Here is a 12,899-nt window from a genome sequence, read left to right as displayed (position 1 = left end):
CCTCCTTACTATATTATTATAAAAAACCTAGCGTCCGGTCTTGTTCTTGGCAGCTTCATATTTGGCATAGGCATCCGGGGTCAGCACCTCGCCCGTGATATGCAGAACGACGGGCAGATCGATCCCGGCCACCTTCACCGTGATGTTCTTGTTGAACGGCCCCTGCGCGGCTGCGTTGAAACCGGCAGTGATCTTATCGTCCTTGCCTTGCTGGATCGCACCTTCCGGCTTGACGGGCGTGGTACATCCACAACCGGGAATCGCGGATTCGATGATCACCGGCTTATTGCTGATATTGGTAAATGCAAAATCATGACTGACGGGACTGCCTTGCTTGATCTTGCCGAAGTCATAGGTCAGCTCCTTAAACTTCACTGCATCTTCAGCTTTCTTTTGTTGTGCCCCCTGAGCAAAGACTCCGACGGACAATACGATCGCACTGGCAAACAGGAAAAGTTTCTTCATGATAGTCAATTTATTTGTTTTAGTAATTGTACTGAAGCATTATCCGGCGCCGAAGTGGCCGGAGTCTTATATACCTCACCCGAAATGGTAAGGGTCTTGGTCATATTGGTGTTATAAACGACGGTAACCGTCTTTGTAAACGGGCCTTCTGCATAGGCATTATAGCCGACAACGATCTTTGCCGTGCCTCCGGCTTCGATGGGATCGTGGCTCCAGACCGGTGTCGTACAGCCGCAGGAGGCCTGGACATTGTCCAGTTTCATTGCCACCGTGCCCGTATTTACCACCTCGAAGGTGGTTGTAGCCGGTCTTCCCTGGGGGATCTTGCCGAAATTATGGCTGTTCTCTTTTACCAGCAGCATATCTGCCGGACGGGGTAGGGCAGTCCCACCGGTATTCACCGCTTGCGCGCTGACGGCCAGCGATGTGACAAAAAGGGTGATTACAATTCCTAATTTTTTCATAGTTTGGCTGCGTTATTATTCTGCCGCGGGACGGCCCGGGCATCCATAAAATTACTTAATTAACGTCGGCTTTGCCAACAAATTACCCCCGGATTTTATTTTTTTAACAATCAATAAGATACAGGTATTTTTGCCCGGTCATCCATTGCGATTCAAATATTCACTCTAATGGAAAATCTAGCTCCCTTTGACCTGCTTGATCCTGAAAAACTGTCCTTTGACAGGTTCCGGGAAGAAGTATTAAAAGACTATCGGCTGGCTACTGAAAGCCGGGAAGCCAGCCTCCTCGGCCGCAAAGAGGTTCTTACCGGGAAGGCTAAATTCGGCATCTTCGGTGATGGCAAGGAAGTACCCCAGGTGGCGATGGCGAAATTCTTCAAACCCGGGGATTTCTATGCCGGCTACTACCGTGACCAGACCTTTGCCTTCGCTACGGAAGCCGCGACCGTTGAAGAGTTCTTTTCCCAACTATATGCCGATCCGGATCCCAGCCATGACCCGCATAGCGCCGGCCGGCAAATGAATTCCCATTTTGCCACCGCCTTTATCGATACCGATGGAGCGACGCTCGACCTGGTCAACCGGAAGAACCTTACCGCCGGACTGGCGCCCACCGCCGCCCAAATGCCCAGGGCCCTGGGTCTGGCCGGCGCTTCGAAGGCCTTCCGCGAAGTAAAAGCATTGAAGCAGTTTTCCGAACTGTCCAATAACGGCAATGAAGTGTGTTTCTGCACCATCGGCGACGCCTCCACCAGCGAAGGGCATTTCTGGGAAACGCTGAACGCCGCGGGCGTCCTGCAGGTTCCCCTCGCCATCTTCGTATGGGATGACGGCTATGGCATCTCGGTTCCCCGTCAATACCAAACGACAAAAGGGTCCATCTCCGAGGTCTTGAAGGGCTTTCAAAAGGAGGATGGTACCAACGGTATCGATATCTATAAAGTCAAGGCCTGGGATTATGCCGGCATGTGCGAAACCTTCGAAACCGGTCTGCGGGCCGTCCGGCAGACGCATACTCCCGCGGTTTTCCATGTCGAAGAAGTCACCCAGCCACAGGGACATTCCACGTCCGGGAGTCACGAACGCTATAAATCCCCCGAACGCCTGGAATGGGAACGCGATTGGGACGGTATAAAGAAGATGAAGGAATGGATCATCGACAACGCCCTGGCAGACGAAGACGAGCTGAATGATATAGAAACGGAAGCAAAAGAATCCGTTCGCAACAGCCGGAACCTGGCCTGGGAGAAATACCAATCCCCCATCCGCGTACAGGTGACCCGCGGTGCGGAGCTTATCCGCGAGATGGCCAATCAGACACCTGAAAACGCCCAACGGCTGCAAAAACTGGCTACCGTCCTCTCTGCGAATCGCGAACCGGGTCGCAAAGAAGTGTTGGAAACGCTGCACGAAGCCATCCTCCTGGCGGAAGCCGGGACAGCCGCGGCCCGCAACGCAGCCACATACTACAAACAGCTCAAGGAAGAGAACGCCGGACTATACAATAGCCACCTTTATCACGAAGGGGCACGCAAGATCAGTCAGGTGCCGGAGATAAAGCCGGTTTACACCGACCAATCACCCCTGCTCAACGCCTATGAAGTGTTAAACCGGTACTTCGACGAGCTGTTTACTCACAATCCCAAAGTATTGGCCTTTGGCGAAGACCTTGGGAAAATTGGCGATGTCAACCAGGGTTTTGCCGGCCTGCAGGCAAAACACGGCGCCGATCGCATATTCGATACCGGTATCCGGGAACTCACCATCATGGGCCAGGGCATCGGCATGGCCTTCCGGGGACTGCGGCCCATCGCCGAAATTCAATACATCGACTATCTTTTATACGGTTTGCAGCCGCTGAGTGACGACCTGGCTACGCTGCAATACCGGACAGCCGGCAAACAAACGGCTCCCCTCATCATCCGCACCCGGGGCCATCGGCTTGAGGGCATCTGGCACAGCGGTTCTCCCATGGGGATGATCCTGCATTCCCTGCGCGGACTGCATATCTGCGTACCCCGGAACATGGTCCAGGCCGTGGGGATGTACAACACCCTGCTCCAGGGCGCCGACCCGGCCCTGATGATCGAATGCCTCAACGGCTATCGCCTGAAGGAAAAGCTGCCTTCCAATCTGCTCGATTTCCGGGTGCCATTGGGCGAACCCGAAGTGGTCAGGGAAGGGGAGGACATAACCGTCATTTCATATGGAGCTACCCTGCGGATCGTCCAGGAGGCCGCCAACGTCCTCGAAACCCTGGGCATCAGCTGCGAGGTCGTAGACGTTCAGACCCTCCTGCCATTCGACGTCAAACATAACATCCTCGAATCCCTGAAGAAGACCAGCAGGCTGCTCATCGTGGATGAAGACGTGCCCGGCGGCGCCGCAGGGTTTATCTTCAATAAAGTGATGGAAGAACAGGGGGGCTATCGCTGGCTGGACTCGGCCCCGCGCACGATCACCGGCCGGGCACACCGGCCCGCGTATTCCAGCGACGGGGATTATTTCAGCAAACCCAATGCAGAAGAGATCATCGACGCCATCCGCGAAATGATAGCCGAATAATCTAAAATAAAATAGGCCGCTGAGGAGCGGCCTATTTCTTATTTCAAGTTGTGAAACACCTTTTGTACATCCTCATCCTGCTCCAACCGGTCCACCAGTTTCAGCACATCCTGCACCTGCTCCTCCGATAACTCCACCGTGGTCGACGGGATCCATTCGATCTCCGAGCTGATCGGCGTGATCCCCTTTTCTTCCAGCGCCTTTTGCATGTTGCCGAAGTCCGGGAAACTCACCCGCAGAACGATCACCGGCTCATCGTGCTCACCCGTACCTTCCCCCATCTCCTCCAACCCATGATCGATCAGCTCCAGCTCCAGGTCATCCATATTCAGCCCTTCGGGTTTCAGCTTGAACACCCCCATCTTTCTAAACTGAAAACTCACGCTGCCATTATTCCCCAGCGTGCCATGTCCCTTGGTGAAATGCGATTTGACATTGGCTACCGTGCGGACATGATTATCGGTGGCCGTCTCCACAAGAATGGCCACGCCATGCGGTGCATAGCCTTCATATAGGATCTCTTCATAATTCTCCATTTCCTTGCCCTGCGCGCGCTTGATCGCGGCTTCCACGCGGTCCTTGGGCATGTTCACGCTCTTCGCATTCTGAAAGCAACGGCGTAGCGCGGGGTTGGTTGCGGGGTCGGGCCCACCGATCCTTACGGCAATGGCGATTTCCTTTCCGATCCGCGTAAACTGCTTGGCCATCCGGTCCCACCGGGCAAACATGGCGTGCTTTCTTACTTCAAAAATACGACCCATAAAAAATCTGGTTTGGGGTGCAAATCTAACAAAATCCAACAAAAAACCGCATGCCGTTGGGCATGCGGCTGATAAACACACGGTTTTATCAGGCCTTTAGCCTGCTATTGTTCTTACTATAGCTAAAATAAACGATCAATCCTATCACCATCCATATCAATGCCGTGATCTGGGTGGCAGAGTCCAGCCCGACGATCATGGCGGAACAAACGATCACGCCCAGGATCGGCACGATCGGCACCAAAGGCGTCCTGAACGGCCGGGGCCGGCTGGGGTCGGTCTTCCGCAGGATCACTACTCCGATGCTGACGAGGATAAAGGCAAACAGAGTTCCGATACTGGTCAGGTTACCCGCTACGCTTTCAGGGACAAGCCCGGCGAACAGGCCGACAAAAAGGAACAACAGCATATTCGACTTATAAGGGGTGCGCCATTTCGGGTGCAACTCGCAAAAGATCTTGGGTAACAGGCCGTCGGTAGCCATCGTGTAGAACACCCGGCTTTGACCCAGTAACATCACCAGGATCACGGACGAAAATCCCATCAGAATAGCGATCGTCACCAGCGTAGACAACCAGCCATACCCATGCATATAGGTTTCGATCGCATAGGCAACCGAGGCTTCCCGGCCCGACTTGATGAAGTCGGTATACGGTGCGACCCCGGTGAGCACCCAGGAGAACAGCACATACAGGATCGTACAGATCGCCAGCGAACCCAGGATCCCGCGGGGCATATCCCTGGCAGGGTTCTTGGCTTCCTGCGCCGCCGTGGACACCGCATCAAAGCCGATAAAAGCGAAGAATACGACACCAGCCCCCGAGAGGATCCCTCCCCATCCATGCCGGAAAAAATCGGCATAAGAGTATTGGGTGCCATCCCGCATGAGGGCAGGGGGCGCATCAGCCGGAATAACATAGGGATGATGGTTCCCCGGGTTTATGAACTGCCAGCCGATGACAATGAACACCAATACGATAGCTACTTTTATAACGACGATGATGGAATTCACTGTAGCAGACTCCTCCGTGCCTTTCATCAGCAGCAGGGAAAGCAGTGCCAGGATGATCAGCGCGGGAATATTGAGTATACCGTGATGCATAACCCCCGAGGCGTCGAGGATCCGCTCAAACGGCGAATGACTCCATTCAAAAGGAACGGTGGTATGGAAGACCTGCTCCAGCAGCTTATTGAGATATTCGCTCCAGGAGATGGAAACCGTCGCCGCACCCAGGGCGTATTCCAGCACGAGGGCCCAGCCGATGATCCAGGCTACCAATTCACCCATCGTGGTATAGGCGTAGGTATAAGCGCTGCCCGCGATGGGGATCATCGAGGCGAATTCAGCGTAGCAAAGACCGGCAAAGCAGCAACCCACGGCGGCCACCAAAAAGGAGATGGTTACGGCAGAACCGGCATGCTCTCCCGCCGCGGCGGCTGTTCGAACGAACAACCCCGCGCCGATAATGGCGCCGATACCCAGGGCGATCAAGCTCCAGGCCCCCAACGTCCGCTTGAGACCTTTCTCCGAATCCGCCGCCTGAGCCATGAGGGAGTCCAGGGATTTCTTCCGAAATAAACTCATAATAAGCTTGTTTTGATAGTATTTCTTAATAAGATGACATGTGATGACTAGGGCCGAAAATAAACAAATATTTAATACTCATACACCAATTCTTTACCCGAAAGTTTTGCCAAATCAATAATTTTCGATTGTTTGCAGGGTCATTCACGGGCCGCCGGCCCACTGACCGATGGACCTATGCCGAAAATCAGTCTAACAGGATGGATTTTGATCGCTATGGTGACGGGAACGTTGCTTGGGCTTGTCGTGCATTATAATAGCAGCCCTGCAACGATCGACGGCTTCACCGCCGTACTCGGTGTGGTCACTGACGCCTTCCTGCGGCTGATAAAAATGATCATCGCCCCGCTTGTTTTTTCGACGCTGGTAGTCGGCATCGCAAAACTCGGCGATATCAAAGCAGTGGGACGTATCGGCGGCAAAGCCCTTCTCTGGTTCCTGTGCGCCTCCTTGCTTTCCCTGTTGCTGGGGCTGGTGATCATGAACAGCCTCAATCTGGGCTCTGAGCTCAACCTGCCCATACCCACGGCGAGCGCCCCCACTGGTATCGACGCCAGCACCATTACCTTCAAAGGCTTTATCACCCATATCTTTCCCCGCAGCATTTTTGAGGCGCTGGCAAACAACGAGATCCTGCAGATCGTCGTCTTCTCCGTCTTTTTCGGCATCGCTACCGCTTCCATCGGCGAACAGGGAAAGATCGTTATCCGGGCCCTGGATGCCGTAGCCCATATCATCCTTCGCGTCACGGGTTACGTCATGTACCTGGCGCCCATCGCAGCCCTGGCCGCCATCGCCTCGATCATGGCGATAAAGGGCCCCGAATTGCTGGTCACCTATGGGAAATTCATCCTAAGCTTCTATCTGGCGATCCTTGGCCTCTGGCTGATCCTGCTGCTCATCGCCTCCTTTTTCATCGGCCGCCGGGTCATCGATCTGGCCCTGAACATAAAGGATATGATCCTGCTGGCCTTCAGCACCGCCTCTTCGGAAGCCGCCTTTCCCCGCCTGATCGTCGAACTGGAAAATTTCGGCTGCTCTCCGCGTATCGTCAGCTTTGTGTTGCCCCTGGGGTACTCCTTTAACCTCGACGGCAGCATGCTCTATATGACCTTTGCCTCCCTGTTCATCGCCCAGGCCTATGGAGTGCCGCTGACCCTCGGCCAGGAGTTTTCCATGCTCCTGGTCCTGATGTTGACCAGTAAAGGCATCGCCGGCGTTCCGCGGGCAGCCCTGGTCGTGATAGCCGGAACGCTTTCACTATATAATATTCCGCAGCAGGGACTGCTACTTTTGCTGGGCATCGACCAGATCCTGGACATGGCCCGCAGTGCCACAAACGTATTAGGGAACAGTATCGCCGCAGCCCTGGTAAGCAAATGGGAGGGAGAACTGGAAGAAGCCGCGGTCAATATAAAATGAACCTTTATTTATGCTCCAACTCTTAACGATCACTTTCAGAGACCTTCTAAACCCTGAGTTCTATATCAATAACGGCGGTCTATGGGTGCTCCTGTTCATCGTTTTCGCGGAGACCGGACTGATGTTCGGCTTCTTTCTGCCCGGGGACAGCCTGCTCTTCGTCGCCGGCATCTATAATCAAAGCCTCATCGCCAGCGTTTTCAAGCAAAGCACCGGAAGCGATCTCCTGGACCTGATCGTCCTCTGGGGCGCGATCTCCATCTGTGGGATCATCGGCAACGCCGTCGGCTACTGGTTTGGCAACAAAAGCGGCCCGTTCCTGTTCCATCGCAAGGACAACTGGCTGTTCAAGAAAAAACATCTCTACCAGGCCAAAGAATTCTACGATAAACATGGCGGGGAAGCCATCATCTTCGCCCGTTTCCTGCCCATCGTCCGAACCTTCGCCCCGATCATCGCCGGCATTGTCGCCATGAATAAAAGAAAGTTCTGGCTGTATAACATCGTCGGCTGTGCCGCCTGGGTCTTCGCCATGCTGTTCGCCGGCCACTACCTCCAGAAATTCATCCTGATGAAATGGAATTTCGATCTGAAAAAGCATCTCGAGATCATCGTCATCGGCATCGTGGTCATCACGACCGCTCCCGTTCTCTATAAGATATTTTTCGGCCGGAAGGACAGCACCTCGGTGGAAGACCCCTATAAAAAATCATAATCTCACATGGAGAAAAAATCACCTTCTCTCTTCAACCTGGCAGTCATTGTCGGCGCACTGGGTTATTTTGTCGACGTATACGATCTGCTGCTGTTCAGCATTGTCCGCATCCCATCCCTTAAATCGCTTGGCATCAGCCAGGAAGATATCGATAAGACCGACATCCTCAACATTCAGATGATCGGCCTGCTCATCGGCGGTATCGTATGGGGGATCCTTGGTGATAAAAAGGGCCGTCTCCGGGTCCTCTTTGCGTCGATCATCCTGTACTCGCTGGGCAGCATCGCCAACGGCTTCGTCCATACCGTCGGGCAATATGCCGTCGTCCGCTTTGTCACCGGTCTCGGTCTTGCCGGGGAACTGGGCGCGGGTATTACCCTGGTCAGCGAGATCATGCCGAAGGAAAAACGGGGCCTGGCTACCTCGCTTGTCGCGGGAATCGGACTCAGCGGCGCGGTCTTCGCATATTTCATCAACGTGATGTTCCGCGACAACCCTGAAGGCTGGCGTACCTGTTATTTTATCGGTGGCGGCCTCGGCTTCCTCCTGCTCCTGCTCCGGGTCGGCATCCTCGAATCGGGAATGTACAAGAACATCCATCAGAGCAACGTCCGCAAAGGCGATTTTCATTTGTTATTTACCGATGGACGCCGGCTTAAGAAATATCTGACCTCGATCCTTATTGCGTTGCCCAATTGGTATGTCATCGGCATCCTGATCACCTTCTCCAATAAATTCGCGAGTATCATGAAGGTCAGGGACCCCGTAGACCCCGGGAAAGGCATCATGGTCGCCTATGCGGCCATTTCGGTGGGCGACGTCCTCATCGGCTTTATCAGCCAGTGGCTCAAAAGCCGTAAACTATCCCTCTGGGTCTTTCATATCATCTCGGTCATCGGCGTTATCTGGTTCTTCCTGTTGCAGGGCGCGTCATCGAATACCGTCTATTGGGTCTGCGTGATCCTGGGATTCGGCACCGGGTTCTGGGCGATGTTCGTGACCATGGCCGCCGAACAGTTCGGCACCAATATGCGCGCCACCGTCGCGACAACCGTTCCCAACATGGCACGCGGCTCGCTGGCGCTGGTAGCCTTGCTGTTCAAATCCCTGATCCCCTCACAGGGCTATTATAAGAGCGGCTGGATCACCGGCATCATCGTTTTCGCCATTGCCTTCGTTGCCCTCGCGCTGACCGAAGAGACCTATGGCAAGGAATTGAACTATATTGAGCCTTTATAAGAATGAAATTTCTGATCATTCGTTTCAGTTCCATCGGGGACATCGTCCTCACCACACCGGTGGTGCGCTGTCTGAAGAAGCAGGTACTGACGGCCGAGGTGCACTATCTCACAAAGGCCGCCTTCCGGCCGATCCTGCAGGCAAATCCCTATGTCGACAAGATCCACTGTCTCGACAAGGACCTCGATGCGCTGATCGAAACATTAAGATCCGAAGACTACGATTATGTCATCGATCTTCATCACAACCTGCGAACGCTTAAAGTAAAGCGCCGCCTCAAAAAACAGGCCTTCTCCTTCGACAAGCTCAATATCAAAAAATGGCTCCTCACGAATTTTAAGATAAACAAACTTCCTCCGGTGCATATTGTCGACCGGTACCTCGACACCCTCAGCACCTTCGGCATAAAGAACGACGGTGCGGGATTGGACTACTTTATTCCAAAAGAGGACGAGCTGAAACCCGAAGATATCCCCACGTCCCATCAGGCCGGCTATATCGGTCTGGTGATCGGCGCGGCGTTGGCCACCAAGCGGCTTCCCCTGCACAAACTGGAGACGCTTTGCCGCGAAACCCGCCACCCGCTCATCCTTCTTGGCGGACCCGAGGATGCGGAAACGGCCAAAAAGCTCGCCGCCATCGACCCGGTAAAGATCTACAACGCCTGCGGACTTTTCAATCTCAACGAATCGGCTGGCCTCGTCCGTCAGGCCAAACTCATCGTGACCCATGATACCGGTCTCATGCACATCGCCGCGGCCTTCAAACGCCCCATCATTTCCATTTGGGGAAACACCGTACCGGAGTTTGGAATGACCCCTTATTATGGGGAGAATTTTTTATCCCACTACCGGGGCGGTCCTCTCGGCGAAAACCCCCATCGCCTCATGGAAATAAAAGGCCTTTCCTGCCGGCCTTGTTCGAAGATCGGTTACAGCAAATGTCCAAAGGGGCATTTTAAATGTATGGAACAACAGGCCATGGATCAGATTTTTCAATATTTTTAGAAAAAAACCGCCAAGTGAGCCGCCACCATCTCCGTCATGACAAGACCTGCCTCAACTGCGGCGCCACGGTCGAAGACCGGTTCTGTACCCGCTGCGGCCAGGAGAACCTCGAAGCAAAAGAGAGTGTCGGCCATATCGTCGGCCATTTCTTCGCCGATATCACCCATTTCGACTCAAAGCTCTTCATCACCCTCAAAGACCTGCTCTTCCGTCCCGGCTTTCTCACCCGCGAATATGTCGCCGGCCGCCGGATGACCTATCTGAATCCGATCAGGATGTACATCTTCATTTCGGCAATGTTCTTCCTCGCGCTTTTCTCGGGTAGGAAAGAACACAAGCCCGACCAGGGAGACCATCAACAGGCCCTCAACAGTTACCGCCAGCACCTGGCCGACAGCCTTCGGGCGGCCGCTCCCGACAGCGTTCGCGGAACGGTTAACCGCGAGTTGGCAGCCCGCCTCGATACGGCAAATGATAAAAAGTCAAAAGACGAATCGCTGAACCTGACGATGGGTTTCGGCGAAGTGATCATCGACATGTCGGAGTACAAATACAATAACATCCATGAGTTCGATTCCGTCCAGCGGACCCTTCCCGACAGCGCGAAAGAAAAAGGGACCATGCGTTGGATCCTGCGGCATAATATCGAGCAAAAGGAACGGCGTGGCACCGCCAGGATCCATATCGCGATCGATATCAGTCACGATATCCCCAAGCTGATGTTCGTTCTTCTGCCCTTGTTCGCGTTATACGTAGGATGGTTTTATAGCCGGAAGACCTATTTTTATGTCAACCATGCCATTTTTTCCGTTCATTACCATTCTTTCGTTTTCCTGCTCTTCGGGTTCTTTCTTTTGCCCGGAAAACTCATTCCGGGAGAATGGACCGAGATTATCTTCGCCGTGCTGTCGCTGATCCTGGCCTTTGTGTACCTGGTGGCGGCCCTGCATGGGATGTATCGGCAATCCTTCTGGCTAACCCTTTTTAAAGGCCTGGGTATCGCCCTTCTCTACTTTGTAACCCTCGCCCTCGCCTCCACGCTGCTGATGATCGGCGCCTATATCTGGCTATAAAGGGTAAAAAAAAGCCGCCCCGAAGGGCGGCTGCCAACTATTGAAACGATCTTATAAAGTCTTCAATACATCATTCATGCTGCGTACGGCCTCTGCACTCTTGTTGAACATCGCCTGCTCGTCCGCATTCAGCCCGAAATCCAGGATCCGCTCCCAACCATTCCGGCCGATAACGACGGGAACGCCAAGACAGATATCCTTTTGACCGTACTCCCCGTTCAGCGACACGCAGCACGTAAACAGTTTCTTCTCATCGCGCAGGATCGCTTCCACCAGCGCGGCGCCCGCGGCGCCCGGAGCATACCAGGCGGACGTGCCGATCAGTTTGGTCAGCGTCGCGCCGCCAACCATGGTGTCGGCTACAATCGACTTCTGCTGTTCCGCACTCAGGAATTTTGTCACCGGCACACTGTTCCAGGTAGCCAGCCGGATCAGCGGGATCATCGTCGTATCCCCGTGGCCGCCGACCACAACGGCATTCAGATCGGCCGGGCTGCAACCCAGATGTTGGGAAAGCTGATATCTGAAACGCGCACTGTCGAGTGTGCCGCCCATTCCGATGATCCGGTTCTTCGGCAGACCCGTGGAGGTCAGCGTCAGATAAGTCATCGTATCCATCGGATTGCTGATGATGATCAGAATGGCATTGGGCGAATGCTTCAGGATATTCTCAGCCACACCCTTTACGATCCCGGCATTGGTACCGATCAATTCTTCGCGGGTCATACCCGGTTTACGGGGGAGACCCGAGGTGATCACGACCACATCGCTGCCTGCCGTTTTGGAATAATCATTCGTACTTCCCGTGATCCGGGTGTCAAAACCCAATAAAGCCGCTGTCTGCATCATGTCCTGCGCCTTGCCTTCGGCTAGTCCTTCCTTGATATCGAGTAACACAAGTTCCTCTGCCAATGCTGCACGGGCGATATTATCGGCACAGGTAGCGCCTACGGCGCCGGCGCCTACAACCGTAACTTTCATCTGTTAAAATATTTGAGTGATAAAATTGATGACTATTTCTTTGGCTTGAAAGCATCCATCAGGGTCTCCACCTTCTGGGTTCCTTCGAAAGTGGTGATCAGGTTGCCTTTCTTGTCATACAGGGCGAGGTAAGGCAGATTGCGGATCTTGTAAAAAGGCGGCAGGAAAAATTTCTCGTCCCGGCCGATCAGGATATTCGGGTGTTCATAGATCTTGTAATGCGTGTTAAAATCCTTCAACTCACTAAATGGCTGATAGGTGGCCATCACGAGCTCGATATCTTTGAACTTGCGCCAGTCCGCGAGAAAAGACTCTATCTCATGCTTGCAATGCTCGCAGTCCGGGCTGAAATACATGATGATCGTCTTCCGGTTCTTCTTTACATCATCCTTTGTCAGGTAGCTGCTGCTGTCGAGTTTCAGCAAATGAAAAGGCGGGATCGTGGGAAACCGCATAAACGGCGCCTGAGCGTTGGCCGAGTCGGTGGCCGGCTGGTTTGGCTTTGTGGGCTGGGCGGAGGCGGAAAGGATACTGAAACAGGCGATAGCGATCAGGACGAGGAATGCTTTTTTCATCTTTATATGAATAGTTTACAAGGGAAATCCAGTGTAAAAATAGTTTA

General features: G+C 53.7%; 12 protein-coding genes. 6 read left to right on the top strand and 6 right to left on the bottom strand.

The window, feature by feature from the left end; translation table 11 throughout:
• Positions 1-27 precede the first annotated feature (27 nt).
• Together VGM48_RS24300 and VGM48_RS24295 are read right to left on the bottom strand one after the other, a co-directional pair.
• Entirely contained in the window at positions 28-465 is a 438-nt protein-coding gene (locus tag VGM48_RS24300) for a DUF1573 domain-containing protein (protein WP_331583466.1), read from the bottom strand.
• Positions 466-470: 5 nt separating this feature from the next.
• A complete protein-coding gene (locus VGM48_RS24295) occupies positions 471-929 on the bottom strand; it encodes a DUF1573 domain-containing protein (RefSeq protein WP_331583464.1) in 459 nt (152 codons plus the stop codon).
• A 168-nt stretch (positions 930-1,097) separates the two neighbouring features.
• Between VGM48_RS24295 and VGM48_RS24290 the strand changes: the two genes are divergently transcribed.
• Positions 1,098-3,494 carry an alpha-ketoacid dehydrogenase subunit alpha/beta gene (locus tag VGM48_RS24290; RefSeq protein WP_331583462.1) on the top strand — a complete coding sequence of 799 codons (2,397 nt, stop codon included), beginning with the start codon at positions 1,098-1,100 and terminating at the stop codon, positions 3,492-3,494.
• Positions 3,495-3,532: 38 nt separating this feature from the next.
• On the opposite strand, the gene VGM48_RS24285 is transcribed toward VGM48_RS24290, so the two are convergent.
• The gene (locus VGM48_RS24285) at positions 3,533-4,255 is read right to left on the bottom strand and encodes a YebC/PmpR family DNA-binding transcriptional regulator (RefSeq protein ID WP_331583460.1); all 723 of its coding nucleotides are present in this window, start codon (positions 4,253-4,255) and stop codon (positions 3,533-3,535) included.
• Positions 4,256-4,343: 88 nt separating this feature from the next.
• Positions 4,344-5,840, bottom strand: a complete 1,497-nt coding sequence (locus tag VGM48_RS24280; RefSeq protein ID WP_331583458.1) for an amino acid permease — start codon at positions 5,838-5,840, stop codon at positions 4,344-4,346.
• Positions 5,841-6,017: 177 nt separating this feature from the next.
• On the opposite strand from VGM48_RS24280, the gene VGM48_RS24275 reads away from it, so the two are divergent.
• The 5 genes from VGM48_RS24275 to VGM48_RS24255 are packed head-to-tail and all read left to right on the top strand — an operon-like array spanning position 6,018 to position 11,296.
• Complete coding sequence (locus VGM48_RS24275; protein WP_331583456.1) at positions 6,018-7,262, top strand: dicarboxylate/amino acid:cation symporter; 1,245 nt, start codon at positions 6,018-6,020, stop codon at positions 7,260-7,262.
• A 10-nt stretch (positions 7,263-7,272) separates the two neighbouring features.
• On the top strand, positions 7,273-7,977 hold the full coding sequence (locus tag VGM48_RS24270; protein ID WP_331583454.1) for a DedA family protein: 705 nt from the start codon (positions 7,273-7,275) through the stop codon (positions 7,975-7,977).
• 6 nt (positions 7,978-7,983) lie between these two features.
• The gene (locus VGM48_RS24265) at positions 7,984-9,216 is read left to right on the top strand and encodes an MFS transporter (RefSeq protein ID WP_331583452.1); all 1,233 of its coding nucleotides are present in this window, start codon (positions 7,984-7,986) and stop codon (positions 9,214-9,216) included.
• Positions 9,217-9,218: 2 nt separating this feature from the next.
• Complete coding sequence (locus VGM48_RS24260; protein WP_331583451.1) at positions 9,219-10,223, top strand: glycosyltransferase family 9 protein; 1,005 nt, start codon at positions 9,219-9,221, stop codon at positions 10,221-10,223.
• A gap of 14 nt (positions 10,224-10,237) precedes the next feature.
• On the top strand, positions 10,238-11,296 hold the full coding sequence (locus tag VGM48_RS24255) for a DUF3667 domain-containing protein (RefSeq protein WP_331583449.1): 1,059 nt from the start codon (positions 10,238-10,240) through the stop codon (positions 11,294-11,296).
• 51 nt (positions 11,297-11,347) lie between these two features.
• Here VGM48_RS24255 and mdh read toward each other — a convergent pair whose 3' ends face one another.
• Positions 11,348-12,277 carry a malate dehydrogenase gene (mdh, locus tag VGM48_RS24250; protein ID WP_331583447.1) on the bottom strand — a complete coding sequence of 310 codons (930 nt, stop codon included), beginning with the start codon at positions 12,275-12,277 and terminating at the stop codon, positions 11,348-11,350.
• Between the two features lie 32 nt (positions 12,278-12,309).
• Entirely contained in the window at positions 12,310-12,852 is a 543-nt protein-coding gene (locus VGM48_RS24245) for a hypothetical protein (RefSeq protein ID WP_331583445.1), read from the bottom strand.
• Positions 12,853-12,899: the final 47 nt, after the last annotated feature.

The organism is Puia sp. (genome assembly GCF_036500295.1).
Classification (GTDB): domain Bacteria; phylum Bacteroidota; class Bacteroidia; order Chitinophagales; family Chitinophagaceae; genus Puia.
The sequence above is the reverse complement of the archived record's forward strand: the minus strand, read 5'-3'. Positions and strand labels throughout refer to the sequence as shown.

What these genes read in the sequence shown, in the direction of transcription:
- VGM48_RS24300 (WP_331583466.1), bottom strand. Translation starts at nt 465, where the DNA reads ATGAAGAAACTTTTCCTGTTTGCCAGTGCGATCGTATTGTCCGTCGGA.
- VGM48_RS24295 (WP_331583464.1), bottom strand. Translation starts at nt 929, where the DNA reads ATGAAAAAATTAGGAATTGTAATCACCCTTTTTGTCACATCGCTGGCC.
- VGM48_RS24290 (WP_331583462.1), top strand. Translation starts at nt 1,098, where the DNA reads ATGGAAAATCTAGCTCCCTTTGACCTGCTTGATCCTGAAAAACTGTCC.
- VGM48_RS24285 (WP_331583460.1), bottom strand. Translation starts at nt 4,255, where the DNA reads ATGGGTCGTATTTTTGAAGTAAGAAAGCACGCCATGTTTGCCCGGTGG.
- VGM48_RS24280 (WP_331583458.1), bottom strand. Translation starts at nt 5,840, where the DNA reads ATGAGTTTATTTCGGAAGAAATCCCTGGACTCCCTCATGGCTCAGGCG.
- VGM48_RS24275 (WP_331583456.1), top strand. Translation starts at nt 6,018, where the DNA reads ATGCCGAAAATCAGTCTAACAGGATGGATTTTGATCGCTATGGTGACG.
- VGM48_RS24270 (WP_331583454.1), top strand. Translation starts at nt 7,273, where the DNA reads ATGCTCCAACTCTTAACGATCACTTTCAGAGACCTTCTAAACCCTGAG.
- VGM48_RS24265 (WP_331583452.1), top strand. Translation starts at nt 7,984, where the DNA reads ATGGAGAAAAAATCACCTTCTCTCTTCAACCTGGCAGTCATTGTCGGC.
- VGM48_RS24260 (WP_331583451.1), top strand. Translation starts at nt 9,219, where the DNA reads ATGAAATTTCTGATCATTCGTTTCAGTTCCATCGGGGACATCGTCCTC.
- mdh (WP_331583447.1), bottom strand. Translation starts at nt 12,277, where the DNA reads ATGAAAGTTACGGTTGTAGGCGCCGGCGCCGTAGGCGCTACCTGTGCC.
- VGM48_RS24245 (WP_331583445.1), bottom strand. Translation starts at nt 12,852, where the DNA reads ATGAAAAAAGCATTCCTCGTCCTGATCGCTATCGCCTGTTTCAGTATC.